Annotated in this window: 31 protein-coding genes; 22 read left to right on the top strand and 9 right to left on the bottom strand. The window is 65.7% G+C overall.

The window, feature by feature from the left end; genetic code table 11:
• Nucleotides 1–27: 27 nt before the first annotated feature.
• From WDZ97_RS12955 to WDZ97_RS12925, 7 genes are read right to left on the bottom strand one after another with little or no spacing between them, the layout of a single operon-like run.
• On the bottom strand, nt 28–1,230 hold the full coding sequence (locus WDZ97_RS12955; RefSeq protein WP_425762981.1) for a DUF3426 domain-containing protein: 1,203 nt from the start codon (nt 1,228–1,230) through the stop codon (nt 28–30).
• On the bottom strand, nt 1,230–2,162 hold the full coding sequence (gene prmA, locus WDZ97_RS12950; protein ID WP_425762980.1) for a 50S ribosomal protein L11 methyltransferase: 933 nt from the start codon (nt 2,160–2,162) through the stop codon (nt 1,230–1,232). The genes WDZ97_RS12955 and prmA overlap by 1 nt, the downstream gene beginning before the upstream one ends.
• Nucleotides 2,159–3,520 (bottom strand): acetyl-CoA carboxylase biotin carboxylase subunit, encoded by a 1,362-nt coding sequence (gene accC / locus WDZ97_RS12945; RefSeq protein WP_304013155.1) that lies wholly within the window; start codon nt 3,518–3,520, stop codon nt 2,159–2,161. The genes prmA and accC overlap by 4 nt, the downstream gene beginning before the upstream one ends.
• 11 nt (nt 3,521–3,531) lie before the next feature.
• On the bottom strand, nt 3,532–3,984 hold the full coding sequence (gene accB / locus WDZ97_RS12940) for an acetyl-CoA carboxylase biotin carboxyl carrier protein (protein ID WP_019915468.1): 453 nt from the start codon (nt 3,982–3,984) through the stop codon (nt 3,532–3,534).
• A 44-nt stretch (nt 3,985–4,028) separates the two neighbouring features.
• The gene (gene aroQ, locus WDZ97_RS12935) at nt 4,029–4,547 is read right to left on the bottom strand and encodes a type II 3-dehydroquinate dehydratase (protein ID WP_020163262.1); all 519 of its coding nucleotides are present in this window, start codon (nt 4,545–4,547) and stop codon (nt 4,029–4,031) included.
• A gap of 57 nt (nt 4,548–4,604) precedes the next feature.
• Nucleotides 4,605–5,141 (bottom strand): TlpA family protein disulfide reductase, encoded by a 537-nt coding sequence (locus WDZ97_RS12930; protein ID WP_425762979.1) that lies wholly within the window; start codon nt 5,139–5,141, stop codon nt 4,605–4,607.
• A complete protein-coding gene (locus WDZ97_RS12925; RefSeq protein ID WP_020163264.1) occupies nt 5,138–5,710 on the bottom strand; it encodes a hypothetical protein in 573 nt (190 codons plus the stop codon). The genes WDZ97_RS12930 and WDZ97_RS12925 overlap by 4 nt, the downstream gene beginning before the upstream one ends.
• A gap of 69 nt (nt 5,711–5,779) precedes the next feature.
• Between WDZ97_RS12925 and mpl the strand changes: the two genes are divergently transcribed.
• The 8 genes from mpl (at nt 5,780) to WDZ97_RS12885 (ending at nt 12,338) form a co-directional block, all read left to right on the top strand.
• Complete coding sequence (gene mpl, locus WDZ97_RS12920) at nt 5,780–7,129, top strand: UDP-N-acetylmuramate:L-alanyl-gamma-D-glutamyl-meso-diaminopimelate ligase (RefSeq protein ID WP_425762978.1); 1,350 nt, start codon at nt 5,780–5,782, stop codon at nt 7,127–7,129.
• Between the two features lie 117 nt (nt 7,130–7,246).
• Nucleotides 7,247–7,717: a DUF2244 domain-containing protein gene (locus tag WDZ97_RS12915; protein ID WP_232415947.1), complete on the top strand. Its 471-nt coding sequence runs from the start codon at nt 7,247–7,249 to the stop codon at nt 7,715–7,717.
• Nucleotides 7,718–7,853: 136 nt separating this feature from the next.
• The gene (coxB, locus tag WDZ97_RS12910) at nt 7,854–8,909 is read left to right on the top strand and encodes a cytochrome c oxidase subunit II (RefSeq protein ID WP_304003921.1); all 1,056 of its coding nucleotides are present in this window, start codon (nt 7,854–7,856) and stop codon (nt 8,907–8,909) included.
• Between the two features lie 48 nt (nt 8,910–8,957).
• Nucleotides 8,958–10,547, top strand: a complete 1,590-nt coding sequence (gene ctaD, locus WDZ97_RS12905) for a cytochrome c oxidase subunit I (RefSeq protein ID WP_020163268.1) — start codon at nt 8,958–8,960, stop codon at nt 10,545–10,547.
• Nucleotides 10,548–10,564: 17 nt separating this feature from the next.
• Complete coding sequence (locus WDZ97_RS12900; RefSeq protein ID WP_304005564.1) at nt 10,565–10,675, top strand: cytochrome oxidase small assembly protein; 111 nt, start codon at nt 10,565–10,567, stop codon at nt 10,673–10,675.
• Nucleotides 10,672–11,256, top strand: coding sequence for a cytochrome c oxidase assembly protein (locus WDZ97_RS12895; RefSeq protein ID WP_304005386.1), 585 nt, complete (start codon nt 10,672–10,674; stop codon nt 11,254–11,256). Before WDZ97_RS12900 ends, WDZ97_RS12895 begins: the two co-directional genes overlap by 4 nt.
• Before the next feature lies 1 nt (nt 11,257).
• Nucleotides 11,258–11,446, top strand: a complete 189-nt coding sequence (locus WDZ97_RS12890) for a DUF2970 domain-containing protein (RefSeq protein WP_019915458.1) — start codon at nt 11,258–11,260, stop codon at nt 11,444–11,446.
• Nucleotides 11,447–11,471: 25 nt separating this feature from the next.
• On the top strand, nt 11,472–12,338 hold the full coding sequence (locus WDZ97_RS12885) for a cytochrome c oxidase subunit 3 (RefSeq protein WP_020163271.1): 867 nt from the start codon (nt 11,472–11,474) through the stop codon (nt 12,336–12,338).
• Nucleotides 12,339–12,492: 154 nt separating this feature from the next.
• Here WDZ97_RS12885 and WDZ97_RS12880 read toward each other — a convergent pair whose 3' ends face one another.
• Nucleotides 12,493–12,687 carry a twin transmembrane helix small protein gene (locus tag WDZ97_RS12880; protein WP_019915456.1) on the bottom strand — a complete coding sequence of 65 codons (195 nt, stop codon included), beginning with the start codon at nt 12,685–12,687 and terminating at the stop codon, nt 12,493–12,495.
• 54 nt (nt 12,688–12,741) lie between these two features.
• Between WDZ97_RS12880 and WDZ97_RS12875 the strand changes: the two genes are divergently transcribed.
• Genes WDZ97_RS12875 through WDZ97_RS12855 form a run of 5 tightly spaced genes read left to right on the top strand, consistent with a single transcriptional unit; the run spans nt 12,742 to nt 16,495 of the window.
• The gene (locus WDZ97_RS12875) at nt 12,742–13,464 is read left to right on the top strand and encodes an SURF1 family protein (protein WP_425762977.1); all 723 of its coding nucleotides are present in this window, start codon (nt 12,742–12,744) and stop codon (nt 13,462–13,464) included.
• Nucleotides 13,461–14,018 (top strand): hypothetical protein, encoded by a 558-nt coding sequence (locus WDZ97_RS12870; RefSeq protein WP_304005393.1) that lies wholly within the window; start codon nt 13,461–13,463, stop codon nt 14,016–14,018. The genes WDZ97_RS12875 and WDZ97_RS12870 overlap by 4 nt, the downstream gene beginning before the upstream one ends.
• Nucleotides 14,018–15,034, top strand: a complete 1,017-nt coding sequence (locus tag WDZ97_RS12865; protein WP_304005394.1) for a COX15/CtaA family protein — start codon at nt 14,018–14,020, stop codon at nt 15,032–15,034. The genes WDZ97_RS12870 and WDZ97_RS12865 overlap by 1 nt, the downstream gene beginning before the upstream one ends.
• A complete protein-coding gene (cyoE, locus tag WDZ97_RS12860; RefSeq protein WP_020163275.1) occupies nt 15,015–15,914 on the top strand; it encodes a heme o synthase in 900 nt (299 codons plus the stop codon). Before WDZ97_RS12865 ends, cyoE begins: the two co-directional genes overlap by 20 nt.
• Nucleotides 15,911–16,495 (top strand): SCO family protein, encoded by a 585-nt coding sequence (locus WDZ97_RS12855; protein WP_425762976.1) that lies wholly within the window; start codon nt 15,911–15,913, stop codon nt 16,493–16,495. Before cyoE ends, WDZ97_RS12855 begins: the two co-directional genes overlap by 4 nt.
• 65 nt (nt 16,496–16,560) lie before the next feature.
• Here the strand turns inward: WDZ97_RS12855 and rpoH are convergent, their stop codons facing one another.
• Complete coding sequence (gene rpoH, locus WDZ97_RS12850) at nt 16,561–17,448, bottom strand: RNA polymerase sigma factor RpoH (RefSeq protein ID WP_020163277.1); 888 nt, start codon at nt 17,446–17,448, stop codon at nt 16,561–16,563.
• Between the two features lie 193 nt (nt 17,449–17,641).
• Here rpoH and WDZ97_RS12845 point away from each other — a divergent pair, with 193 nt between their 5' ends.
• The 9 genes from WDZ97_RS12845 to glyS all read left to right on the top strand — a co-directional run bounded on the left by WDZ97_RS12845 (nt 17,642) and on the right by glyS (nt 26,836).
• Nucleotides 17,642–17,956 (top strand): hypothetical protein, encoded by a 315-nt coding sequence (locus WDZ97_RS12845; RefSeq protein WP_304005402.1) that lies wholly within the window; start codon nt 17,642–17,644, stop codon nt 17,954–17,956.
• Between the two features lie 17 nt (nt 17,957–17,973).
• Complete coding sequence (miaB, locus tag WDZ97_RS12840; protein ID WP_304005405.1) at nt 17,974–19,323, top strand: tRNA (N6-isopentenyl adenosine(37)-C2)-methylthiotransferase MiaB; 1,350 nt, start codon at nt 17,974–17,976, stop codon at nt 19,321–19,323.
• On the top strand, nt 19,320–20,303 hold the full coding sequence (locus WDZ97_RS12835) for a PhoH family protein (protein WP_296808578.1): 984 nt from the start codon (nt 19,320–19,322) through the stop codon (nt 20,301–20,303). The genes miaB and WDZ97_RS12835 overlap by 4 nt, the downstream gene beginning before the upstream one ends.
• Nucleotides 20,303–20,776: an rRNA maturation RNase YbeY gene (gene ybeY / locus WDZ97_RS12830; protein WP_425762975.1), complete on the top strand. Its 474-nt coding sequence runs from the start codon at nt 20,303–20,305 to the stop codon at nt 20,774–20,776. Before WDZ97_RS12835 ends, ybeY begins: the two co-directional genes overlap by 1 nt.
• 1 nt (nt 20,777) lies before the next feature.
• A complete protein-coding gene (locus tag WDZ97_RS12825; RefSeq protein ID WP_341930866.1) occupies nt 20,778–21,260 on the top strand; it encodes an OmpA family protein in 483 nt (160 codons plus the stop codon).
• A gap of 92 nt (nt 21,261–21,352) precedes the next feature.
• Nucleotides 21,353–22,210, top strand: coding sequence for an HlyC/CorC family transporter (locus WDZ97_RS12820; RefSeq protein ID WP_304005412.1), 858 nt, complete (start codon nt 21,353–21,355; stop codon nt 22,208–22,210).
• On the top strand, nt 22,207–23,667 hold the full coding sequence (gene lnt / locus WDZ97_RS12815) for an apolipoprotein N-acyltransferase (RefSeq protein WP_425762974.1): 1,461 nt from the start codon (nt 22,207–22,209) through the stop codon (nt 23,665–23,667). Before WDZ97_RS12820 ends, lnt begins: the two co-directional genes overlap by 4 nt.
• Before the next feature lie 38 nt (nt 23,668–23,705).
• A complete protein-coding gene (gene glyQ / locus WDZ97_RS12810) occupies nt 23,706–24,656 on the top strand; it encodes a glycine--tRNA ligase subunit alpha (RefSeq protein ID WP_304005415.1) in 951 nt (316 codons plus the stop codon).
• 74 nt (nt 24,657–24,730) lie between these two features.
• Nucleotides 24,731–26,836, top strand: coding sequence for a glycine--tRNA ligase subunit beta (gene glyS, locus WDZ97_RS12805; protein WP_425762973.1), 2,106 nt, complete (start codon nt 24,731–24,733; stop codon nt 26,834–26,836).
• Nucleotides 26,837–26,840 lie beyond the last annotated feature (4 nt).

Genomic DNA, 26,840 nt, shown 5'->3' with positions numbered 1-26,840 from the left:
GGCGCTGCGAGGGGCCCGATCGGTCGATCAGGGATAGAAGACGTAGAGGCGGTAGCCCCCGGCGTTGGTGTCGGTCGGGTCGACCAGCACGCTGACCGCCTGTTCCGATGCCGCCGCGAATTCGCTGCGCTGGCGGTCGGCCGGCAGGTAGTCGGCAGGTGCGAGCACGCGGCGCACGATGGGCCGGTCGCTGGTGTCGGTCAGGCTCAGTTCGAGATGCGGCCAGTCCTGCGCGTGCGTGGCGCCGTTGCGCAGCAGCGCATTCAGGCGCAGCAGCGGTGCGCGTTCGGTGTCCGGATTCAGTTCCGATGATTCGATGCTGATCAGGTCGGCGCGACGCGGCGCCGGCAGTATGCAGCCCAGGCGGGCGCAGGCCTGCTCGAACAGTGGCTTGAGGGCCGGTTGGGCGATCACCAGTTCGGTGCGGAACAGATAGGCAAGCTGGGCGGCGGCCAGCAGCACCAGCAGCAGGATGGCCACGCTCCACAGCGCCGTCTTCAGCGCGCTGCGATGCGGCGCCTGGTCCTCGCCATACAGTTCGCGCCGGATGCGCTGTACCGCCGGGTCGCGCACCGGTTCGAGCGCTGGCGGCGGGTCGAGCAGGGGATCGCGCGCGGGCGCGGCGACGATGTCGTCGTCGGGGGCCGGCGCGGCTTCAAGTTCGACGATGTCCAGCGGCTGCGTGACGTCCGGATCGGGCTCGGGCGCCGCCTCAGTGGTGGTGGTCGTGCCGGGATGGTCGTCGACGAGGGCTTCGCTTTCGGTGGCGAGCTCGGGGGCGTCTGCCGGCGCCGTGTCGTCGACGCGCGTCTGCCAGTAGTCGGTGGTGCGTTCGACCAGTGCTTCCATGCTGTCGCCGGGCTGCGGCGAGGGCGGCGCGTCGGCGCTGCCGACGTCGAGGTCCAGCCGGTCGGTGGTGACGGCGGCCGGGTCGTCCGCCCGCAGTTCGATGTCTGGTTCTGCAGCGAAAGTCAGCGTGGCGTGGCTGTGTTCCGGTTCGTCCGGGACCGGTGCAGCGTTCTCGATTTCGGTGCTGGAGGGCGGCGTTGCGAGGGCTGCGACGGCGGGCGCGGGCGTGTCGCCGCTTTTCGGGAGCGGCACGTCCACCATCGCGTCGACCGCGTCGAACACCGTGTGGCAGCGACCGCAGCGCACGCGGCCCTCGCGTGCCCGGAGCTGCACCGTGTCGACGCGGAAGACGGTGGCGCAGGCCGGGCAGCGGGACAGCATCAGACGCGCGTCCCGGTCAGCAGCACCCAGCCTTCCCGCTCGCCGGCAACCTCCAGTTCGAAGGCCGGGCGATAGGCGGCGCGCACCATGTCGGTCTGCGCGGCGAGGATGCCGGACAGCGCGATGCGTCCGCCGCTGCGCGTGAGGCCGCACAGCAGCGGCGCAAGCACGGTGAGCGGATTGGCCAGGATGTTGGCCACCACGACGTCGGCCGTGTGGTCGATGTTCTCGCGCGAGTGCAGCAGTTCGAGCGTGGCACCGTTGCGCTCGGCGTTGTAGCGCGCGGCGTCCATTGCATGCGGATCGATGTCGGTGCCGGTCACGCGCGCCGCACCGAGCTTGGCCGCGGCGAGCGCCAGGATGCCGGAACCGCAGCCGTAGTCGATCACCGTTTCGCCGCCGCGGATGACCGAATCCAGCCACTCGAGGCAGAGCCGTGTGGTGGGGTGCGAGCCGGTGCCGAAGGCCATGCCCGGGTCAAGCGTGATGTTGATCGCCGCGGGGTCGGGCTGGTCATGCCAGGACGGCACGATCCACAGCCGCTTCGAAACCGGAATGGGCTCGAACTGGGCCTGCGTGATGCGCACCCAGTTCTGCTCGTCGAGCGGCGAGGTCGTGTACGGGGGCGGGGCGGTCAGGCCGGCCTGCTCGGCCGCTTCGGCCATCGCGGTGGCGTAGTCGGCGTCGCGGTCGAACAGCGCGTGGATGCGCGAATGCGGCCACAGCTCGACGGCGACCGGCATGCCGGGTTCACCGAACTGCGGCTTCTCGTCCGGCGTACCGGCGTCGGCGTCCTCGATGTCGACCGACAGCGCGCCCGCTTCGAGCAGCGCGTCGGACAGTGCCTCGGCGTTGGCTGAGTCGGCCAGCAGCGTGACCGTGATCCACCCGCCCGCCTGCTGCTCGTCCGGCTGTTCGCGCGATTCGGTCATTTGACCTTGGCCGCTTCCTGCGCCGCGAGCTTCTGCTCGAGGTAGTGGATGCTGGTGCCGCCGTCCATGAAGCGGGTGTCGTGCATCAGCTCTTGATGCAGCGGGATATTGGTCTTGATGCCGCTGACGATCATTTCCGACAGCGCGATGCGCATGCGGCGGATGGCCTGGTCGCGCGTGTCGCCGTAGGTGATCACCTTGCCGATCATCGAGTCGTAGTGCGGCGGCACGGTGTAGCCCTGATAGACATGCGAATCGACGCGCACGCCGGGGCCGCCCGGCGGGTGATAGCCGGTGATCTTGCCCGGGCTGGGCGTGAACTTGTATGGGTCTTCGGCGTTGATGCGGCATTCCAGCGCGTGGCCGGTCAGCTTGATGTCGCGCTGCTTGAAGCGCAGCTTCTCGCCAGCAGCGACGCGGATCTGCTCCTGCACCAGGTCGATGCCGGTGATCAGTTCGGTCACCGGGTGCTCGACCTGGATGCGGGTGTTCATTTCGATGAAATAGAACTCGCCGTTCTCGTACAGGAACTCGAAGGTGCCGGCGCCGCGGTAGTTGATGCGGCGGCAGGCTTCGGCACAGCGCTCGCCGACGCGGGCGATCAGCCGTGCCGGAACACCGGGGGCCGGTGCTTCCTCGATGATCTTCTGGTGGCGGCGCTGCATGGAGCAGTCGCGCTCGCCCAGATAGACGGCGTTGCCGTGTGCGTCGGCCAGCACCTGGATTTCGATATGGCGCGGGTTCTCGAGGAACTTCTCCATGTACACGGCGGGGTTGTTGAACGCCGCGCCGGCTTCGGCACGGGTCATCTGCACCGCGTTGATCAGCGCCGCCTCGGTGTGCACGGTACGCATGCCGCGTCCGCCGCCGCCGCCGGCCGCCTTGATGATGACCGGGTAACCGATGGAACGCGCGATGCGGACGATTTCCTTCGGGTCGTCGCCGAGCGCGCCTTCAGAGCCGGGCACGCAGGGCACGCCGGCCGCCTTCATCGCGTCCTTGGCCGATACCTTGTCACCCATCAGCGTGATGGTTTCCGGGCGCGGGCCGATGAACACGAAGCCGCTGCGCTCGACGCGTTCGGCAAAATCGGCGTTCTCGGACAGGAAGCCGTAACCGGGGTGGATGGCTTCCGCATCCGTCACTTCGGCGGCCGAAATGATGGCGGGGATATTCAGGTAGGACTGGCCGGACGGCGCCGGGCCGATACAGACCGATTCATCGGCCAGTCTGACGTACTTGGCCTCGGTGTCGGCTTCGGAGTGCACCGCCACGGTGCGGATGCCCAGCTCGCGGCAGGCGCGCAGGATGCGCAGCGCAATCTCGCCACGGTTCGCGATCAGAATTTTTCCGAACATGGGGAGGTCGCTCAGCCGATGATGAACAGCGGCTGGCCGTATTCGACCGGCTGGCCGTTCTCGACCAGGATGGCCTTCACGACGCCGGCGGCGTCGGACTCGATTTCGTTCATCAGCTTCATCGCCTCGATGATGCACAGCGTTTCGCCGATCGCCACCGACTGGCCGACATCGACGAAGGCTTTGCCGCCCGGCGACGAGGAGCGGTAGAAGCTGCCGACCATCGGCGACTTCACGACATGGCCTTCCGGCAGTGCGGCTTCGGCCGGTGCGGCGGGCGCGGCGGCGGCCGGCGCGGCGGCGGCGGCGACCGGCGCCGGCGCAGCAACATAGGTGGCCTGGGCGGCCGGTGCCGGCAGATGCTTGGCGATCCGCACCTTTTCCTCGCCCTCGGTCACTTCCAGCTCGGAAATGCCCGATTCCTGGACGAGGTCGATCAGCTTCTTGAGTTTGCGCAAATCCATGGTGTATCCCCGCGTAAGCCGGCCTTCGTTGTGCCGGCGAGTGTTTATTTTCTGGTGTCGAGCCGCCGCAGCGCGAATTCGAGCGCGGCTTCGTAACCGTAGGCGCCCAGACCACACACCACGCCGACGGCGATGTCCGACAGATACGAGTGGTGCCGGAATGCTTCGCGCGCATGCACGTTGGACAGGTGCACCTCGACGAACGGAATGGCGACCGCAGCCAGCGCGTCACGTATGGCCACACTGGTGTGCGTGTAGGCGGCCGGGTTGATCAGGATGAAATCGACGCTCTCGCTCCGGGCAGCCTGGATGCGGCCGACCAGATCGCCTTCGTGATTGCTCTGGAAACACTCGAGCGATACGCCGGCAGCAAGCGCATTCACCTTCAGCTTCGCGTCGATGTCGGCGAGCGTCAGATGACCGTAGATTTCGGGTTCCCGCGTGCCCAGAAGATTCAGGTTGGGCCCGTGCAGCACGAGGATGCGACGGGTATTGGGGGTCGCATCCTGCGCCGCCGGCTGCGTGGCAGGTTTGGTCGCCTTGCGGCGCGTTGTTGGCTGCATGGCGGCAAGTTTGCCGGAATTCGCGTCAGATTGTCCAGCCGGGCCGGGTTCGGGCGCTCAGCGCAAGCGGGCAAGCAGGATGGCCTCCAGCTCCTCTTCCTTGTAGGTACCCAGCTTGCGTTCGACGATCTTTCCGTCTGGCGAGAAGATGACGGTAAAGGGCATGGCCTGCGCCCCGTTGCCCAGATCCGCCGACAGCTGGATGGCGTCCGAACCGCCGATCAGCAGCGGATAGGCAATCTTCTCTTCCTGCAGGTAACGGCGCACGTTGTCGGCGTTATCGATGCTGATGCCGACAAACTGCACGCCGCGATCGCGGTACTTCTCGGCCAGGCGGGAAAAGGCCGGCATTTCTTCGCGGCAGGGCGGGCACCAGGTGGCCCAGAAATTCACCACCTGCAGCTTTCCACGCCAGGCGGAGAAGGGCATGGGCTGGCCGTTCGCGTCGGCCAGATTCAGCGCTTCGAGGCGCGCTGCATCGGTCGTCGCAGCCTCGGTCAGCTGCGGTTGCCGGCTCTGGCCGAACCACACCCCGGCCACGCCGGCCGCGACGACCACCGCGGCGATCAGGCCGCGGCGCATCCAAGCATTCATTCCGTTTCCTCTTCCTTGTCCAGCAATGCGCGCAGCGACTCCGCGCGCAGCCTCTCGCGTCCGCGAGAGCGTTCAAGACCGGCCGGATAGACCGCGAGTTCAACCGGCAGGTCGTCCCAGTCGAACAGCAGCGTGGTTTCCGGGCTGTTGCGGTCCGGGCGGCGAGGGTCGCGCGAGTCGAAGTCGACGCCGTTGTTGAGCAGGAAGAGCTCGACTTCCTTGGCGCTGTCGGCGAACACCTGCAGCTCGATCGCAGTAAAGCGCCCGGCCGTGCCGTCGACCACGCCGCCGGTGGCGTAGGGCTTGAAGCGGTCCAGTTCGACCATCAGCTCCAGCGTGGCGTTGCGCAGCGTGCGCAACTGTTCGGGCTGCTCGTCGGCGAAATAGATGGCCTGGTAGTCGCGCACCGCCTCCTCGATCTCGGCATTGGTGGGCAGTTCCTCGTTCGGACCGACGCCGAGCTGGCGAGCGGCCTTGCGTTTGGCCAGGCCGTAATCGCGGATGCCTTCTTCCGCGATCAGTCGCGCCGCGGCACTGGCGATCTGGCGTCTGATGTTGCTGGGGCGCATGTCGGGTGCTGCAGGGAAAGGAGGGGCGGGTTGATAGAATCCGCGACCATTCTGTCACATCGACCCACCATGCACATTCACATCCTCGGCATCTGCGGCACCTTCATGGGCGGCATCGCCGCGCTGGCGCGCGAAGCGGGTCACCGCGTCACCGGCTGCGACGCGAACGTCTATCCGCCGATGAGCACGCAGCTCGAACAGCTCGGCATCGAGTTGATCGAGGGCTACGATCCTGCTCAGACAGCGCTGGCGCCCGATGTGTTCGTGGTGGGCAACGCGGTGTCGCGCGGCAACCCGCTGCTCGAGGAAATCCTCGACCGCGGCCTGCCATACGTATCAGGACCGCAGTGGCTGGCGGAGAACGTGCTCGCTGGCCGTTGGGTGCTGGCGGTGGCCGGTACGCACGGCAAGACGACGACTACCTCGATGCTGGCCTGGATGCTGGAAACGGCCGGCCTGAAACCCGGCTTCCTGATCGGCGGCGTGCCGCAGAACTTCGGCGTGTCGGCACGCCTCGGTGACGCCCCTTTCTTCGTCATCGAGGCCGATGAGTACGACACCGCCTTCTGCGACAAGCGTTCGAAGTTCGTGCACTACCGCCCGCGGACGGCGATCCTGAACAACCTGGAGTTCGATCACGCGGACATCTTCCCTGATCTGGCGGCGATCGAGACGCAGTTCCATCATCTGGTGCGCACGATGCCGCGTCTTGGCCGCATTGTGGCCAATGGCGGCGAGGCGTCGCTGAAGCGTGTGCTGGCGCGCGGTGCATGGAGCGAGGTCGAGTGGTTCAACGACGCCGCCGGCTGGCGCGTCGAGTCGACCGGCGAGGCGCTGGCGGTGGTCGGGCCGGCGGGCGAACGCGCGGCGGGGCGTCTTGCGATGCCCGGCATGCACAACGCGAACAATGCGCTGGCCGCCATGCTGGCGGCGCGGCATGCCGGTGTGCGACCGGAGCAGGCGCTGGCGTCGCTCGGTGAATTCGTCGGCATCCGGCGCCGGCTCGAGCGCGTCGGCGAGGCCGGTGGCGTCACCGTCTACGACGACTTCGCCCATCATCCGACGGCCATCGACGAAACGATACGCGCGCTGCGTTCGGTGGTGGGCGACGCGCGCATCGTTGCGGTGATCGAGCCGCGCTCCAACACGATGAAGCTCGGCGTCATGAAGGCGCGTCTGCCCGATGCGCTCGCAGAGGCGGATGTGTGCTACTGCCTCGGCGGCCCTGCGCTGGGCTGGGACGCGGCAGAGGCGCTGGCGCCGCTGGGCGAACGGGCCCGTGTCGCGTCGTCGGTGGAGGATCTGCTTGATGCGCTCGCCGGCGGCGTGAAAGCTGGCGACCACGTGCTGGTGATGAGCAACGGCGGCTTTGGCGGCGTGCATCGTCGCCTGCTTGATCGCCTTGCCGGCAGGGTCTGAAGGCACCCGCTTGGTGCGGGGCAATATTGATAAGGATCAATACCCGTGCTAGCTTATGCCTGTTAAGCGGCCTGCAGAAGCCGTGTCAGGGGGAGATAACACTTCCGGGGCAGTTCAGTGTCCGCAGTGCTCAGCCAATCCAACGAGTTCAGCATCGTTGCGCGCCGCAACTGTTCGATGTCGCCGCGCGCACTTCTGGCCTTCTTCCTGGTCACGGCTGTGTTGTCTCTACTGATCGCGATGGCGTGGGCCATGGCTGGTGTCTGGTGGGTACTCCCGTTCGCGGGCGTCGAAATCGGGGCGCTGGGCATTGCCTTCATCGCTTTCGGCAGACGTGTAGGTGATTTCGAACGCATCCATCTCGACGACAGCCGGTTGGTCGTGGAGGTCTGCGAACGGGATCGTGTCTGCAGACATGAGTTTGTGCCCGCATGGGCAAAGGTCGAAACGCGCAGGGTCGGCCTGGGTTCCGAGGTAGTCGTGCGGTGCCGCGACCAGCAGGTCGTGGTGGGGCGGTATCTGGACGAGGGCGGCCGCGAGTTGCTGGTGCGGGAGCTGTCGGCTAGATTGCGGGAAAGACGGTTTTAAGACCGCGGTTTCAGAATCAATCACAACATATATCTGGGGTTGCAATATGGCGCTAACAAGAGGTGGCTCGTCCATCGCCCGCAGGGCGTGGGCCGGGATGGGGTTGTTTCTGCTTGCTGGGCTTGCCCAGGCGGAAATGAAGCTCAATCTGCAGGAGCCGATCACCGAACTGGGTCAGAAGGTGTATGACCTCCACCTGCTGATGACCATTGTCTGTGGCGTCATTTTCGTGGCCGTCTTCGGCGTGATGTTCTGGTCGGTATTCGTGCACCGCAAGTCCGCCGGTCACAAGGCCGCAACCTTCCACGAAAGCACCACGGTAGAAATCCTGTGGACCATCGTTCCGGTCTTCATCCTGCTCGGCATGGCCTGGCCTGCCACGAAGACCATCCTCGCGATGCGCGACACCAGCAACCCCGACATCACGATCAAGGCCACCGGCTACCAGTGGAAGTGGGGCTATGACTACCTGAAGGGCGACGGCGAAGGCATCAGCTTCACCAGCAACCTGTCGACGCCGCAGCCGCAGATCCGCAACGAGGCGGCTAAGGGCACCGATTACCTGCTCGAAGTCGACAACGAGCTGGTCGTGCCGGTCGGCAAGAAGGTGCGCATCCTGACGACGGCGAACGACGTCATCCACGCATGGTGGGTGCCGGCGCTGGCGGTCAAGCAGGACGCGATTCCCGGCTTCATCCGCGATACCTGGTTCCGTGCCGAGAAGACCGGTACGTTCCGCGGTCAGTGCGCCGAACTGTGCGGCAAGGACCACGGCTACATGCCCATCGTCGTCAAGGTGGTGACCGAAGACGAATACGCGGCATGGGTCGACAAGAAGAAGGCCGAGCTCGCCGCTGCGGCTGACGACCCGAACAAGATGTACACCGTCGAGGAACTGAGCCCGCGTGGTGCCAAGGTGTTCGCCGCCAACTGCGCCGCCTGTCACCAGGCCAATGGCCAGGGCCTGCCGCCGGCCTTCCCCGCGCTCGACGGCTCGAAGGTGGTGCTTGGCTCGCAGGACGCGCAGATCAATCTCGTGATGAACGGCAAGTCGGGTACTGCGATGGCCGCGTTCAAGCACCTGAGCGATACCGATCTGGCTGCCGTGCTGACCTACACGCGCAACAGCTGGAGCAATGCGACGGGCGAGGTCATCCAACCGTCGGACATCAAGATGGCCCGCGAAGAGTAAGCGGCTCTCTGAACGTTCAGTCACTTTCTAGATTTCCAGGAGATACACATGGCTGCGATTCCGGGCGGTGCCGACCACTCGCACGATCATTCGCATGATCACCACCCCAGCGGACTGATGCGCTGGGTGACCACCACCAATCACAAGGACATCGGCTCGATGTACCTGTGGTTCTCGTTCGCAATGTTCATCGTCGGCGGCATCATGGCGCTGGTGATCCGTGCCGAGCTGTTCCAGCCGGGCCTGCAGGTGGTCGATCCCGACCGCTTCAACCAGATGACGACGCTGCACGGTCTCATCATGGTGTTCGGCGCCATCATGCCGGCCTTCGTCGGCTTCGCGAACTGGATGATCCCGCTGATGATCGGCGCATCCGACATGGCGTTCGCGCGCATGAACAACTGGTCGTTCTGGCTGCTGCCGCCGGCCGCCATCCTGCTGACGACCTCGCTGCTGGTTCCGGGCGGTGCCGCCGCGTCGGGCTGGACGCTGTACCCGCCGCTGACCATCCAGATGGGCATCGGCATGGACATGGCGATCTTCGCGGTCCACATCCTCGGCATCTCCTCGATCATGGGTTCGATCAACATCGTCACCACGATCCTGAACATGCGCGCGCCGGGCATGACGCTGATGAAGATGCCGCTGTTCTGCTGGACCTGGCTGATCACCGCCTACCTGGTCATCGCCGTGATGCCGGTTCTGGCCGGTGCGGTCACCATGATCCTGACCGACCGTCATTTCGGCACCAGCTTCTTCAATGCTGCCGGTGGTGGTGACCCGGTCCTGTACCAGCACATCTTCTGGTTCTTCGGTCACCCCGAGGTGTACATCATCGCGATCCCGGCCTTCGGTGTCGTGTCGCAGGTGATTCCGGCCTTCTCGCGCAAGCCGCTGTTCGGCTACGCCTCGATGGTGTACGCGACCTCGTCGATCGCCATCCTGTCCTTCATCGTGTGGGCGCACCATATGTATACGGTGGGCATGCCGGTGGCCGGCCAGCTGTACTTCATGTTCGCCACCATGCTGATCGCGATCCCGACCGGCGTGAAGGTGTTCAACTGGGTGGCCACGATGTGGCGCGGCTCGCTGACCTTCGAAACCCCGATGCTGTTCTCGATCGGCTTCCTGTTCCTCTTCACGCTGGGCGGTTTCTCCGGCCTGGTGCTGTCGATGACGGCGGTGGACGTGCAACTGCACGACAGCTACTACGTCGTCGCCCACTTCCACTACGTGATGGTGGCGGGTGCACTGTTCTCGGCCTACGCCGGCGCCTACTACTGGCTGCCGAAGTGGACCGGTCACATGTATGACGAGAAGCTGGGCAAGCTGCACTTCTGGCTGTCGCTGATCTTCTTCAATATGACCTTCTTCGTGCAGCACTTCCTGGGTCTGGCCGGCATGCCGCGTCGTATCCCGGACTACTCGCTGCAGTTCGCCGAGTTCAACATGATCTCGTCGATCGGTGCCTTCGGTTTCGGTCTGTCGCAGCTCGTGTTCCTGGTTGTCGTGCTGAAGTGCATGAAGGGTGGCGAGAAGGCTTCGGCCAAGCCCTGGGACGGTGCTGAAGGTCTCGAATGGACGGTGCCGTCGCCGGCGCCGCACCACACCTTCGAAACCCCGCCAGTCTTCAAGTGAGTATTGGCGTGACCGAGATGGATGAGGCACTCCGCCGCCGCAACGTCCGCACGGCGTTGTGGCTGGCGGCCACCGCGGTGGCGGTGTTCGTGCTGTTTGTCGTGCGTTACGGGATGTCGGGTCAATGACCGAGCAAACCCGTGTTGCGGCCGGTTCCGAGCGCCGCAACCGTTCGACGCTGATACGCCTGGTGGTGTCGGCTTTCCTGATGTTCGGCTTCGGCTATGCGCTGGTGCCGTTCTACGAAAAGCTGTGCCAGGTGCTCGACGTCAACAACCTGAACAAGCAGGACAACACGCTGCCGCTCAATACCCAGGTCGATCGTTCGCGTAACGTGACGGTCGAGTTCGATGCGAACCTGCACAAGCTGCCGTGGAATTTTAAACCGGTGACCGGCTCACTCGTGGTTCATCCGGGTGAGGTGGTGACGGTGGAGTACGAAGTTTCGAACACGCGCGAGAACGCGGTGACGGGACAGGCGATTCCGAGTTACACGCCGTCGGCGGCGATGCAGTACTTCCAGAAGCTCGACTGTTTCTGTTTCAAGCAGCAGACGCTGGCAGCCGGGGAAACGCGACGCATGCCGATCGCCTTCCTCGTGTCGCCGGATCTGCCGAAGGACATCAACACGATCACGCTCTCCTACACCTTCTTCGAGGTGCCGGGGGCGACTGCAGCGACGACGCAGGACGGTCGCACGGGAGGCTGAAATGGCCGGGTTCGTGAAGGGTGTGGTGACAGTGCTTTCGGCCTTCGTCGGCATACGCCGCAAGGGCGATCACGACGCAGCGGTGTCATCGCTGACGCCGTTGCAAGTTATCATCACGGGCGTTGTGGCTGCAGCGCTGTTCGTGATTGCAGTGATCTTGGGTGTAAGAATTCTGATAAGCATCGCTTGAGAGAAACCGGGAAGGAAAAACATAAATGAGCTCGCATACGCCACAACAGGCCCCTTACTACTACGTACCTGCGCCATCGACCTACCCGATCACGGGTTCGATCGCGCTGTTCCTGTTTGCACTGGGTTCTGTGCTGACGATGAACAAGATCACCGGCGGCGGCTTCGTGCTCGGCGCGGGGGTGCTGGTCCTGTTCTACATGATGTATTCCTGGTTCGGCAAAGTTGCGCACGAATCCGAAGGCGGCCTGTACAGCAAGCGCGTGGGTGTTTCCTTCCGCTGGGCGATGGGCTGGTTCATCTTCTCTGAAGTGATGTTCTTCGCCGCCTTCTTCGGCGCGCTGTTCTACGCTCGCGTGCTCGCCGTGCCCGATCTGGCCAGCCTCGAACATCAGGCGCTGCTGTGGCCGGATGCCACCGCAATGTGGCCGAACGCGGGTCCGGGCTACGACGGCGGTCCGTTCACGCCGATGGGCGCCTGGGGCATCCCGGCGATCAACACGCTGCTGCTGCTGACCTCGGGCGTCACGCTGACCTGGGCGCACCACGGCCTGCTGCACAACAACCGCGGCCAGCTCAAGCTGGGCCTGTTCCTGACCATCGCGCTCGGCGTCGTGTTCCTCGGCTTCCAGGCCTACGAATACATGCACGCCTACTCGGACCTGAACGTCAAGATGACCACCGGCGTGTTCGGTTCGGTGTTCTACATGCTGACCGGCTTCCACGGCTTCCACGTGACGGTTGGTGCAACGATGCTTATCGTGATACTGTGCCGCGTCTTCGCTGGGCATTTCAGCCCGGAAAACCACTTCGGCTTCGAGGCGGTCGCGTGGTACTGGCACTTTGTCGACGTCGTCTGGCTGCTGCTGTTCGTCGTCGTGTACTGGATTTGATGTAAAGACGGGATCTGCGAGGAGGAGAGTGGGCCGGTAAGCAAAAAGAGCCCTTATAAAATAAACGCTCGGCGCCGCACATCGTGCGGCGCTTTTTTTCGTGGGTAGGGAGCGTTGGGGCGGGTGGCTTTCGGCGGCGAGGCGCCGCCGGTGGTCAGAGCTTGCCGGTGATGAATCCGAAGCGGTAGCCGAGCATCAGGAAGATGAACAGCGCCATCGACAGGCCGACGCGGATGGCCAGCGAGCGCAGCATGCGGCTCGAGTTGCCGCTGTCGCGAAACAGGAAGAACAGCGCTGAACCGAGGCTGGCAATCACGGTCAGCAGCATGAATATCACGAGATAACGCATCAGGAAGAATCCTTAGTCCGGGTGGTCAGTGTACCTGCCGGGCGTCCGACAGCAATGTTCCAGTTCCATTTCGCCCGCCGTCGTTTTCGCATCCGCCTGTGGCCTGCGCTGGCCTGCCTGCTGGTGATCGGCGTCACGCTGTCGGCGGCGCGCTGGCAGACCGCCCGCGCACACTACAAGCAGTCGCTGGCAGACGCTTACGCGACGCAGCAGCGGCAGCCGGCGCTCGACCTGGACCAGTGGAGTGATCAGGCGCCGCCCGAGTTCGCGCGCGCGACGGTGTCCGGTCGCTGGCACAGCGAAGTGCTGATCTACGCTGACAATCAGGTCCGCGACGGACAGGCCGGCTTCCTGGTGCACATGCCGCTGTGTCAGACCGCGCAGCGCTGTGTGCTTGTTGCGCGCGGCTGGGTCCGGCACGGCGGGCGTCGAGACGTGTTGCCGGCGGTTGTATCGCCGGCCGGGCTGCAACGCATCGAGGGTGTCGTCACGCGTGCGCAGCCGCGCTTCGTCGAGCTGTCGGGCGATTCGGTGCAGGGTGCCGTCTGGCAGAACGTCACCGTCGACCGCGTGGTAAAGACGACCGGTCTGCAGCTCGCGCCCTTCATTCTCGTGCAGACCGGTGATGCCGCGGACGGCCTGAGGCGCGACGACGTGAAGCCGGAGTTCGGCGTCGAGAAGCACTGGATGTACGCCGCGCAGTGGTACGCGTTCGCGCTGGTCACGCTGGTATTCGGGCTCTACGCAGCCATGCAGAAAGAGGGAGAGAAGTCTTGAAAGGCAAGAAGGTCCTGATCGTGCTCGCGGCGATATGTGTGTTGCCGCTGCTCGCGTCCTACGCGATGTATTTCCTGTGGCGCCCCGACAGCACGGTGAACTACGGTCAGCTGCTGTCGCCGCGCGCGCTGCCGGCCGAGGCGCTGACCACGGTCGATGGCAAACCTTTCGACTTTGCGTCCATCAAGGGGCGCTGGACCCTGGTGCTGGCCGACGGCGGCGCCTGCGATGCGAAGTGCGAGGAACTGCTCTATTACATCCGCCAGGTGCGCAAGGCGCAGGGCGAGCACCAGGAGCGCATCGAGCGCGTCTGGCTGGTGACCGACGGTACGCAGCCCAAGGCGGAACTGCTGACCGCGATCGAAGGCATGCACGTGGTCAAGGCGGCCGGCAGCGCCACGTTGGGCGCGTTCGCCGGCGATGCGACGCATCCGCGCGCCATTCATCTGGTCGACCCGTTGGGGCAGGTGATGATGCGTTACCCGGATGACCCGGATCCGAAGAAGATGATCAAGGATTTCCAACGTTTGATGAAGTACTCGAGGCTGGGCTGATGAAAACCTACCGCACGCTGTTGCTTGCCACGATTGCAATGACTTTCGCGCTGATCGTCCTCGGCGCCTACGTAAGACTGTCCGACGCCGGCCTCGGCTGTCCGGACTGGCCGGGCTGTTACGGCCACGTCACGGTGATTCATGCGTCCGAGCACATCACCGCGGCACAGGAAGCGAACCCCGAAGGTCCGGTCACCTTCGCCAAGGCGTGGAAGGAGATGATTCACCGCTACTTTGCGGGCATCGTCGGTCTGTTCATCCTGGCGATCGCTGCACTTGCCTGGCGTCATCGGCGTGAAGCCGGTGCCTCGCCGGTGCTGGCAACGGTGCTGGTCGGCGTGCTGTTCCTGCAGGCGATGTTCGGCAAGTGGACGGTGACCATGCTGCTCAAGCCGGCCATCGTGACCGGCCACCTGATCGGCGGGCTGACCGTGCTCACCCTGCTGGTATGGCTGTACGCCCGCACGCGTGGGCCGGCGGTACCGACCGTGTCGCCGGCGACGCGTGCGCTGGCGGTCGCCGCCTTCGTCGTGCTGGCGATGCAGATATCGCTGGGCGGCTGGGTCAGCACCAATTACGCGGCGCTCGCCTGTACCGACCTGCCGACCTGCCACGGCGAGTGGGTGCCGCAGATGGATATCCGCAACGGTTTCCACATCGTGCGCGAGCTGGGGCAGAGCGCCGACGGCGAAACGCTGACGATGGATGCGCTGACCGCCATTCACTGGATGCATCGCGTCGGTGCCATCGTTGCTGCACTGGTGATCGGTGCGCTGGGCTTCGCGCTGCGCGCTGCCGGCCACCGTCCGCTCGGCACGGCGCTGCTGGGTGTGCTCGCGCTGCAGATCATGCTGGGCCTGGCCAACGTGTGGTTCAGCCTGCCGCTGCCGCTGGCCGCTGCGCACAACGGTGGCGCTGCAGCATTGGTGATCCTCATGGTGCTGATAAACTACCGCGTCCGCGCCACGGCGCAGCAACGCGTTTCCGGAGTCCTAAATGAAAGCCCTGCGGCTTGATATCCAGCCCTTCTCGCTGAGGCTCGCGAATTATCTGCAGCTGACCAAGCCGCGCGTCGTGTCGCTGATCGTGTTCTGTGCGGTCATCGGCATGTTCCTGGCGGTGCCGGTCGGTCTGCCGGATTTCGGCATCGTTGCGGCGGCGACCGTCGGTATCGCCCTGGTCGCCGGTGCAGCCGCTGCGGTGAACTGCCTGGTCGAGCAGAAGATCGACGCCGTGATGGCGCGTACCCGCGCCCGCCCGCTGCCGCGTGGCGAGGTGAATTCGCTGGAAACGCTGGCATTCTCCGGCGTGGTCGGCGGCGCCGGCCTGTCCATGCTCTACCACTGGGTGAATCCGCTCACCATGTGGCTGACGCTGGGCACCTTCATCGGGTACGCCATCATCTACACGGTGTTCCTGAAGCCGGCCACGCCGCAGAACATCGTGATCGGCGGCGCCTCCGGTGCGATGCCGCCGGTGCTGGGCTGGGCCGCGGTGACCGGCGAGGTGTCGGCCGACGCACTGCTGCTGTTCCTGATCATCTTCGCCTGGACGCCGCCGCATTTCTGGGCGCTGGCGCTGTACCGCACGCAGGAGTACGCCAAGGCGGGTCTGCCGATGTTGCCGGTGACGCACGGTGCCGAGTACACGCGGCTGCAGGTGTTCCTGTACACCCTCATCCTGTTCGCGGTGACCATGCTGCCGTTCGCCTCGCGCATGAGCGGCTGGATCTACCTCGTGTCTGCGGTGGTGTTGTCCGGCATGTTCATCGTCTACGCCTGGCGCCTGATGCGCAATTACTCGGACGAACTGGCGAAGAAGACTTTCCGTTTCTCGCTGTGGCACCTGTCGCTGCTGTTCGCGGCCCTGCTGGTCGACCACTACATTCCGCTATGAAGCGCCGTCTTTTCCTCGCCGCCCTGCTGTCGGCAGGGCTGGCGGGCTGTGCGCCGTCCGGGCCGACCTTCCACAGCGTGGATATCACCGGCGCCGACTACGGCAAGGGCTTTGCGCTGACCGACCACACCGGTGCGGCACGCACGCTGGCCGACTACAAGGGCAAGGCGGTCACGCTGTTCTTTGGCTTCACGCACTGCCCGGACGTCTGCCCGACCAGTCTGGCGACGATGAAACAGGCGCTGGCGCTGCTCGGGCCGGACGCTGCCAGGGTGCAGGTGCTTTTCGTCACGCTGGACCCGGAGCGCGATTCCACCGAACTGCTGGCCGCCTACGTGCCTAAGTTCGATGCGTCCTTCGTCGGCCTGCGCGGCGACGCGGCGGCCACCGCTGCGGTCGCGAAGGAATACAAGATTTTCTACCAGAAGGTGCCGGGCAGCACGCCGGACAGCTACACGCTGGATCACTCGGCCGGCACCTATGTGCATGACACGCAGGGGCGCCTGCGGCTGTTCATCCGCCACGGCGAAACGCCGCAGAAGATCGCCAACGACCTGAAGGCACTGCTGGCTCAGGGTTGATCCTGGGCGCTGACGCCAACAAAAAAGCGACCCGAGGGCCGCTTTTTTGTTGGGGCAAACGAAGATCAGGCGGCCATGCCCAGCATCTTCTGCATCGACGCCTTCATCTTCTGCATCGCCTTGGCTTCGATCTGGCGGATGCGTTCGGCCGACACGCCGTACTCGGCGGCCAGTTCGTGCAGGGTGGCGGCTTCGCCGTCCTGCGCCAGCCAGCGCCGCTGCACGATGGTGCGGCTGCGGTCGTCGAGCGAGGCCAGGGCCGAATGCAGACCGTCTTCCTGCAGGCGCACGTTCTGCGCGGCCTCCAGCACTTCCAGCGGCTCGGCGGCCGAGTCGGCCAGCCAGTGGATGGGCGCCAGACGGGCGCTGTCGCGATCGTCGTCCTCACTGCTGCCTTCGAGCGCGACGTCCTGCCCGGTCAGACGGGTTTCCATCTCGACCACTTCTTCCGGCTTCACGCCCAGCGTCTTCGCCACTTCCCGCACTTCGGCAGGGTTCAGCGTGTTGCTGCTGCTCTTGAGGCTGCGCAGGTTGAAGAAGAGCTTGCGCTGCGCCTTGGTCGTGGCGACCTTGACCAGGCGCCAGTTGCGCAGGATGTATTCGTGGATTTCCGCCTTGATCCAGTGGATCGCGAACGACACCAGACGCACACCGCGGTCCGGGTCGAAGCGCTTCACCGCCTTCATCAGGCCGATATTGCCTTCCTGGATCAGATCGGCGTGCGGCAGGCCGTAGCCGAGATAGCCGCGGGCGATCGCCACCACCAGACGCAGGTGCGACATGACCAGCGCGCGGGCGGCTTCGAGGTCTTCGTCGTCGCGGAAACGGCGGGCAAGTGACTGTTCCTGCTCTTCGCTGAGCAGGGGCACGCGGTTGGCTGCCTGGATATAGCTGTCGATATTGCCCAGCGCACCGGGCATCGACAGATTCGGAACCATCAGAGCATGGGTCATGATTCATTCCTCCCTTGGGAAGCAAGATTAGCACTCCCCGCGTTTGAGTGCTAACAACTGCGACCGTTCATTGCGTTGCAACATGTAAGCCGAGCGGAGCGCCCCGCCTGCAGTGCGTTCGCGCTGGTTTGGGTTCGCGGCGAGCGCACGCTACAATCCGTCAATTCCCGACCGCTTCCTCGCCCCGGCTCCGATGCGCCTGCCTTCCGCCCTGTGTGCCGTCCTGCTCTGTCTGCCGCTGCTCGCTGCGGCGCAGCTGCGCGCGATTCCGCCGGATGCGATCAAGGCGAAGATGAAGCCGCCGGTCGATGGCATGGTCGAAGTCGGCAAGTACTCCTTCAGGTTGGCGCCCGGCGCCCAGATCCGTTCGACCGACAACCGCATCATGCTGCCGGTGATGATAGGCAGCGAGCAGGTGGTCCGTTACAAGCTCGACAACAACGGCGACCTGTATCGCGTCTGGGTGTTGTCGCCCGAAGAGATCGACCTGCCGGCACCCAAACAGTAATTTCCCCGTCCCCTTCGATGACCCGCAAGATTTACATCAAGACCTTCGGCTGCCAGATGAACGAGTACGACTCGGACAAGATGGCCGATGTGCTCGGCGACGCCGAAGGTCTGGAAAAGACCGACCGTCCGGAAGACGCCGACGTGATCCTGTTCAACACCTGCTCGGTGCGCGAGAAGGCGCAGGAGAAGGTGTTCCACGACCTCGGCCGGGTGAAGCACCTGAAGCGCGACAATCCCAATCTGATCATCGGCGTCGGCGGTTGCGTCGCCAGCCAGGAGGGCGCGGCCATCGTCGAGCGCGCGCCCTACGTCGATCTCGTCTTCGGCCCGCAGACGCTACACCGCCTGCCCGACCTCATTTCGAAGCGCCGCGCCAGCGGCCGGCCGCAGGTCGACATCAGCTTTCCGGAAATCGAGAAGTTCGATCACATGCCGCCCGCCCGGGTCGAGGGCGCGACCGCCTTCGTGTCCATCATGGAAGGCTGTTCCAAGTACTGCACCTTCTGCGTCGTGCCCTATACGCGTGGCGAGGAGGTGTCGCGCCCGCTGGACGACATCCTGACCGAGATCGCCACGCTGGTTGGCCAGGGCATCAAGGAGGTGACGCTGCTCGGTCAGAACGTCAATGCCTGGCGTGCGCCGATCAGCCGCGGCTCGGACGACATTGGCGACTTCGCCTTCCTGCTCGAATGCGTGCATGAAGTGCCGGGCATCGAGCGCATCCGCTACACCACGTCGCACCCGCGCGAAATGACGCAGCGCCTGTTCGATGCCTACGCGAAGCTGCCCAAGCTGGTGTCGCAACTGCACCTGCCGGTGCAGTCGGGTTCCGACCGCGTGCTGGCAGCGATGAAGCGCGGCTACACCGCGCTCGAATACAAGGCGGTCGTGCGCAAGCTGCGCGCGGCTCGGCCCGACCTGTCGCTGACCTCGGATTTCATCGTCGGCTTCCCCGGCGAGACCGAGGAGGATTTCGAAAAGACGATGAAGCTGATCGACGACGTCGGCTTCGACGGCAGCTTCAGCTTCATCTATAGCGCTCGCCCGGGCACACCGGCGGCCGATCTGGCCGACGACACCCCGCAGGACGTCAAGCTGGCGCGGCTGGCGCGGCTGCAGAAGCGCATCGACGAACAGGCGCAGGCGGTCAGTCAGAGCATGGTCGGCAGCGTGCAGCGCATCCTCGTCGAGGGGCACGCGCGCAAGGACGCCGCCGAACTGGCGGGTCGCACCGACAACAACCGCGTCGTCAATTTCCCCGGCCCGGCGCGGCTGATCAACCAGTTCATCGACGTGCGCATCACCAGCGCGCTGCCGCACAGCCTGCGCGGCGAAGTGGTCATCCGCGAGGCGGTCAGCGCTTGAAGCCGCGGCCGCTCGAACTGGTGCTGGAGCCGCTCGACAATGCGCGGCTGGCCAACCTCTGCGGTGTACTCGATGAGAATCTGCGCCAGCTCGAAACGGCTTACGACGTTGAGATCGCCCGCCGTGGCGAGCGCTTCCGGGTCAGCGGCGAGCCGGGGCAGTCACAGCGGGCGGCCGCTGCACTGCGCCATTTCTATGCAGCGGCCACCGAGCACCTGAGCATAGACGCGATACAGCTCGGCCTGATCGAGCTGTCGAACCGCATCGCGGCGGAGCCGGCGGCGCCGGTGCTGATGACGCGCAAGAGCAATCTGCACGGCCGCACGCCGCGCCAGACGCAGTATCTGCGGCAGATCCAGGAACACGACATCACCTTCGGCATCGGCCCGGCGGGCACCGGCAAGACCTATCTGGCAGTGGCCAGCGCCGTCGACGCGCTGGAGCGCGAGACGGTGGCGCGCATCGTGCTGACCCGGCCGGCGGTCGAGGCTGGCGAGCGGCTGGGCTTCCTGCCGGGCGACCTGGCGCAGAAGGTCGATCCCTACCTGCGCCCGCTGTACGACGCCTTGTACGACCTGATGGGTTTCGAGCGCGTCGCCCGCGCCTTCGAGCGGCAGGTGATCGAGATCGCGCCGCTGGCCTACATGCGCGGACGCACGCTGAACAACGCCTTCATCATCCTCGACGAGGCGCAGAACACGACGCCGGAACAGATGAAGATGTTCCTGACCCGCATGGGCATCGGCTCGAAGGCCGTCATCACCGGCGACCTGACCCAGGTCGACCTGCCGCGCGGCCACAAGAGCGGTCTGGCCGAGGCACGGAAAATACTTGCCGACGTGCGCGGCATCGCGATGACCGATTTCCTCGCCGAAGACGTGGTGCGTCACCCGCTGGTGGCGCGCATCGTGTCGGCCTACGAACGTTTCGAGGCGCAGCGCGAAGCCGAGGACGCGATGCGCAAGGGCCCGCGCGGCTGATGCGGCTGAATCTGTCGGTGCAGTACGCCTGCGCGCGCGACCGATGTCCGCCGCGCGAGGACGTGAAGCGCTGGGTGCGCGCCGCGCTCGACCCGGACGTGGTCGCGCGCGCCGACCTCACGGTGCGCTTCGTCGATGCGGAAGAAGGGCAGGCGCTCAATCTCGAATACCGTGGCCGCGACTACGCGACCAATGTGCTGTCGTTTCCGTACGAACAGGGGGCGCATCTTGCCGGCGACCTGGTGGTGTGCCAGCCCGTGCTGGCGCGCGAGGCGGTGGAGCAGGGCAAGGCCTTTGCCGACCACGCGGCCCACCTGATCGTGCACGGCACGCTGCATCTGCAGGGCTGGGATCACGAAACGTCGGACGACGATGCCGACGCGATGGAAGCGGAGGAGCGCGTCATCCTGCAAGGACTTGGCGTGGCCGATCCGTATTCGGACGACTACTCGATTCAATCAACGGAGGTTTGAAATGTCGGATCAGGACGACGACAGCAATGTCGGTTTGAGGGTGGTGGCCATCATCGTGATCGCGGTCGTCGCGGCGGTGGTGGGCTTTGCCGTATCGCTGGCCGGCAAGCCGGCTACGGATGCCGCAGTGGTCGAGGTGGTGGAGGTGATCGAGGTGCCCGAGCCGGTGGGCGAGGCGCTGGCGCGCATCTATTTCGCTGTCGGCAGTGCCGAACCCGGCGCCGATCTGGCCGATGCCGTGGCGCGGGCGCAGGCTGCGCTGAGCGCGACGCCGGACGCCATCGTGCTGCTGTCCGGCTTCCACGACCCGTCGGGGGATGCCGCCCAGAACGCCGAACTGGCCAAGGCGCGGGCCCTGGCAGTGCGTGACGCGCTGGTCGCGGCAGGCGTCGCCGAAGCCGGCATCAAGCTGCGCAAGCCGGAAGTCACCGCTGCCGACGGCCCGCCGGAAGAGGCGCGGCGGGTCGAGCTGCGCGTCCAGTAAGGCCGTGACACCCGGGAGATTCCGGATGCCTGACTCGAAACCGACACGCTGGCCGGGTTACACTGCCGGCGTGTTCGTTTCCCGCGTCCCGCATGGACAGTAGTTCCTCACCTTCGCAGCGCCCCGGTTTTCTCGAGCGGCTGTCGCATCTGCTGATGCGCGAGCCGGAAGACAGAGAACAACTGCTGGTGCTGCTGCACTCCGCCTTCGAACGCAATCTGCTGGACGCCGACGCCCTCTCGATCATCGAGGGCGCGCTCCAGGTGTCGGACATGCCGGTGCGCGAAGTGATGATTCCGCGCGCGCAGATGGACGTGATCGACATCGACGATCCGCTCGACAAGATCGTGCAGACCGCGCTGCGCACCGCGCATTCGCGTTTCCCGGTGATCGGCGAGAACCGCGACGATGTGATCGGCATCCTGCTCGCCAAGGATCTGCTGCGCCTCATGTCGGGTGACGACGACAGCCTGCGCGACATGCTGCGCCCGGCGGTATTCATCCCCGAATCGAAGCGTCTGAACGTGCTGCTGCGCGAGTTCCGTGCCAGCCGCAACCACATGGCCATCGTGGTCGACGAATACGGCGGCGTAGCCGGCCTCGTCACCATCGAGGACGTGCTGGAGCAGATCGTCGGCGACATCGAGGACGAGTACGACTTCGACGAGTCGGCCGACAACATCCGGGTCGACCAGACCGGTCGTTACCGGGTCAAGGCCGGCACCGAGATCGAGGACTTCAACGAGGTGTTCGGCACCACCTTCGACGACGACGCCTACGACACCGTGGGCGGGCTGGTCATCCACCAGATCGGTCGTCTGCCCAAGCGGGGCGAGGTGGTGCAGATCGACGCGCTGCGCTTCACCGTGCTGCGCGCCGACAGTCGCCGCGTGCACACGCTGATGGTCGATCGCATCGCGCCTCCGGCCGTACCGTCCGCCGTCGAATGAAGCCGGTCGTCCGACTGGCCGCTGCTGCTGCGGCCGGTGCGCTGGCGGTCGGCGGCTTCGCGCCCTTCGGCGTGTTCGCGCTGCCGGTCGTCGCGTTGGCCACGCTGCTGTGGCTGGTCGATACGGTGTCGCCGCGCAGCGCCGCGATGACCGGTTTTGCCTTCGGCATGGGCTGGTTCCTCGCCGGCGTGTCCTGGGTCAATGTCAGTCTGAGCCAGTTTGGCGGCATGCCCTTGCCGCTTTCGCTGCTGGCCACCGTGCTGTTCTGCGCCTATCTCTCGCTGTTCCCCGCTGCCGTCTGTGCCGCCATGCGCACGCTGCGACCGTCGGTGGCGCTGACGCCGTGGCTGTTCGCCGCGCTGTGGGTGTCCTCGGAGTGGTTGCGTGGCACGCTGTTCACCGGCTTCCCGTGGCTGGCCAGCGGCTATGCGCACGCGACGCCGAGCCCGCTCGCCGGCTACGTGCCGCTGTTCGGCGTGCACGGCGCCGGTTTCGTCGCCGCGCTGATGGCCGGTGTGCTCGCGCTGTTCGTGCTGCGGCGCATCGCGCTGCGTCCGGTGCTGCTGTCGCTGGCTGCGCTGCTGGCGTTCGGCGCCCTGCTCGGCAGCGTGCGCTGGACCGAACCGACCGGACGCCCGCTGACGGTCAGCCTGCTGCAGGGGAATATCGAACAGAGCATGAAGTGGGTGCCCGAGCGCCTGCCCGATTCGATGCAGACCTACCTCGACCTCGCGCGCGCCTGGCCGGCCGATCTGGTGGTGCTGCCGGAAACGGCCATTCCCTTGCCTTACGCCGAAATCGATCCGGCCTGGCTGGCGGCCGTGCGCGCCACCGGGCGCGACGTGCTGATGGGTGCGGTCACGCTGGGCGAGGTCGATGGGCGCGCGCGCTATTTCAACAGCGCGGTGGCGCTCGGCCACGACGATGCGCGTTACAGCAAGTCGCACCTGGTGCCCTTCGGCGAGTTCACGCCGCCGCTGTTCGCATGGACGCTGCAAGTGCTGTCCATTCCGATGTCCGACTTCGGCCGTGGCGCGAAAGTACAGCCGCCGCTGGCGCTGGCCGGCGAGAAGGTGGCGGTGAACATCTGCTACGAAGACGTGTTCGGCGAGGAGCTGATCGATGCCGCGCGCGAGGCCACGCTGCTGGTCAATGTGTCGAACACCGCCTGGTTCGGCGATTCGTTGGCACAGCCTCAGCATCTGCAGATTGCGCAGATCCGTGCGCTCGAGCTCGGGCGCCCGATGCTGCGCGCGACCAACACCGGCATGACCGCCGCGATACAGCCGGACGGTCGCGTCGTTGCGGCACTGCCGGCCTTCACCCGCGCGGCCCTGCGCGTCGAGCTGCAGGGCTATCAGGGTCTCACCCCCTTCATGCGCTGGGGCAATGTGCCGGTGCTGCTGCTGGCGCTTGCCGTCATCATCGTTGCCGCGGTGCAGCGCAAAAGAGGCTGAGCCGGTAAAATCCCGCCTTTCCCTCACGGTCTGGCTCCATGTCTGCTGCACCCACATTCCAGGAAGTGCTGCTGCGTCTGTCCCGTTTCTGGGGCGATCAGAACTGCGCGCTGCTTCAACCCTATGACATCGAGGTCGGTGCGGGCACCTTCCACACCGCCACCTTCCTGCGCGCCATCGGCCCCGAGCCCTGGCGCGCCGCCTACGTGCAGCCGTCGCGCCGGCCGAAGGATGGCCGCTACGGTGAGAACCCGAACCGCCTGCAGCACTACTACCAGTTCCAGGTCGCGCTGAAGCCGTCGCCGCCGAATATCCAGGAGCTGTACATCGACAGCCTGCGCGCACTCGGTCTCGATCCGTCGCAGCATGACATCCGCTTCGTCGAGGACGACTGGGAATCGCCGACGCTGGGTGCCTGGGGGCTGGGCTGGGAAGTGTGGCTGGATGGCATGGAAGTCACGCAGTTCACCTACTTCCAGGAAGTGGGTTCGATTCCGTGCAAGCCGGTGCTCGGCGAAATCACCTACGGCGCCGAGCGCCTGGCGATGTACCTGCAGGGCGTCGAGAACGTGTACGACCTCGTGTGGGCGCCAGGCATCCGCTACGGCGACGTCTATCACCAGAACGAGGTCGAACAGTCGACCTACAACTTCGAACATTCGAACGTCGAATGGCTGTTCCGCCAGTTCGGCGACTACGAGTCGGAAGCGAAGCGCCTGATCGAGGCCGGTCTGCCGCTGCCCGGCTACGAAATGGTCATGAAGGCCTCGCACAGCTTCAACCTGCTCGATGCGCGCGGCGCCATTTCGGTGACCGAGCGCGCCGCCTACATCGGTCGCGTGCGCGCATTGGCGCGGCTGGTGGCGCAGGCCTACTACGCCTCGCGCGAACAGCGCGGTTTCCCGATGGCCGATCTGAGCAGCCCGCGCCTGCGCGCATTGCTCGGCGAGGAAGAGTGTCAGCGCATCGAAGCGCTGCGCGCCGCCTGAGTTGCTTCATTCTTGCCCCGTCCCGATCCGACAGAACTGTTTTGAGGCCGCTGCGGCGGCCCTCTGGAAGAGCTATGCAAGCCACATTGCTGGTCGAACTGCTGACCGAAGAATTGCCGCCCAAGGCCCTGTCGCGCCTGGGCGAAGTGTTTGCCGACGCGGTGTTCAAGGCGCTGGTCGAGCGCAAGCTGGTCGCTGCCGACGCGCGCATGGACCGCTATGCCAGCCCGCGCCGTCTCGCGCTGACCGTGCAGGGCGTGACCGAGCGCGCGCCCGACGCGGTGGTCGATGAAAAGCTGATGCCGGTCGCCGTCGCGCTCGATGCCGATGGCAAGCCGACACCGGCGCTGCTGAAAAAGCTGCAGGCGAAGAACATTGCGGTCGAGGCGCTGCCGCAGTTCACCCGTCGCCTGGACGGCAAGAGCGAAACGCTGTTCTACGCGATGACGGTGCCGGGCGCTGCGCTCGACGACGTGCTGGCTGGCATCGTGCTCGACGCGCTGAAGAAGCTGCCGAGTCCGAAGCTGATGCGCTGGGCCGACTGCGACTACCAGTTCGTGCGCCCGGTGCACGGTCTGGTGCTGCTGCACGGCGACCGCGTCGTGCCGGGCCAGGCCTTCGGCCACGCGTCCGGTCGCAGCACGCGCGGCCACCGCTTCATGGGCGAGGGCGAAGTGACACTGGCGAACGCCGACGAATACGCGCGTGCGCTGTACGAGCGCGGTGCGGTGATGGCGTCCTTCGACGCGCGCCGCGCGCTCATCGTGCAGCGACTGGCACACGTCTGTGGCGACATCGGCAACGGCGTACACCACGTCGATGACGCAGCGCTGATCGACGAAGTGACGGCGCTGGTCGAGAACCCGAATGTCTATGTCGCGCAGTTCGAACCGGACTTCCTCGCCGTGCCGCAGGAGTGTCTCATCCTGACGATGAAGGCCAACCAGAAGTATTTTCCGCTGCTCGATGCCAATGGCAAGTTGCTGAACCGCTTCCTGGTGGTGTCCAACATGCAGGTGGCCGACCCGCACAACATCGTGTCCGGCAACGAGCGCGTGGTCCGCGCCCGGCTGTCGGACGCGCGCTTCTTCTTCGAACAGGACAAGAAGACGCCGCTGGCCGCACGCATTCCGAAGATGGAGGCGGTGGTCTATCACAACCGCCTGGGCAGCCAGTTCGACCGCGTCATGCGCATCCAGCGTCTGGCCACCGACATCGGCGGCCGCCTCGGCGCCGACGTGATGCAGGCGGCGCGCGCCGGTCTGCTGGCCAAGGCCGACCTGATGACCGACATGGTGGGCGAGTTCCCCGAGTTGCAGGGCGTGATGGGGCGTTACTACGCACAGCACGACGGCGAAGCCGAGGTCGTCGCGCAGGCGGTCGAGCAGCACTACCGCCCGCGCTTCGCCGGCGACGCGCTGCCGGAGGGCGCTGTCGCGTGTGCGGTGTCGCTGGCCGACAAGATCGACGCGCTGGCCGGCTTCTTCGGCATTGGCCAGATCCCGACCGGTGACAAGGACCCGTTCGCGCTGCGCCGCGCCGCGCTCGGTGTGCTGCGCATCCTGATGGAAACGCCGCTGCCGCTCGATCTGGCCGAACTGATCGCCGCCGCGCGCGGCGGTTTCCGCGCCGGCCAGGTGGGCGAGGGCGACGCTGCGAACTTCGAGGCGCAACTGCTGGACTTCATGTTCGAGCGTCTGCGCAACCTGTTGCGCGAAGCCGGCCACGATGCGCGCGCGATCGACGCCGTGCTGGCACTGCGACCGACGCGCATCGACCTCGTGCCGGCCAAGCTCGCAGCCGTGGTCGCCTTCTCGGCGCTGCCGGAGGCGCAGTCGCTGGCCGCGGCCAACAAGCGCATCGTCAACATCCTGAAGAAGGCGGACGGCGTGGCGGTCGGTGTCGACGCGGCCTTGTTCGCAGAAGCCGCCGAGCGCGACCTGCACGCCGCGCTGACGGCGGTGCAGCCGGCGCTGCGTGCCGATCTCGAAGGTGGCCGCTACACCGAAGCACTGACCGCACTGGCGCAGCTGCGCGCGCCGGTCGACCGCTTCTTCGACGACGTGATGGTCAATGCCGACGACCTCAAGGTGCGCGCCAACCGCCTCGCGCTGCTGGGCGAGCTGGCGGCAGCGATGAATGCGGTGGCCGACATTTCGCGCCTTGAGCTGAAGGACTGAGCGG

It is taken from the genome of Methyloversatilis sp. MC4-4, from assembly GCF_049843555.1.
Classification (GTDB): Bacteria; Pseudomonadota; Gammaproteobacteria; order Burkholderiales; family Rhodocyclaceae; genus Methyloversatilis; species Methyloversatilis discipulorum_B.
This window is presented reverse-complemented; position numbering and strand designations above follow the sequence as displayed.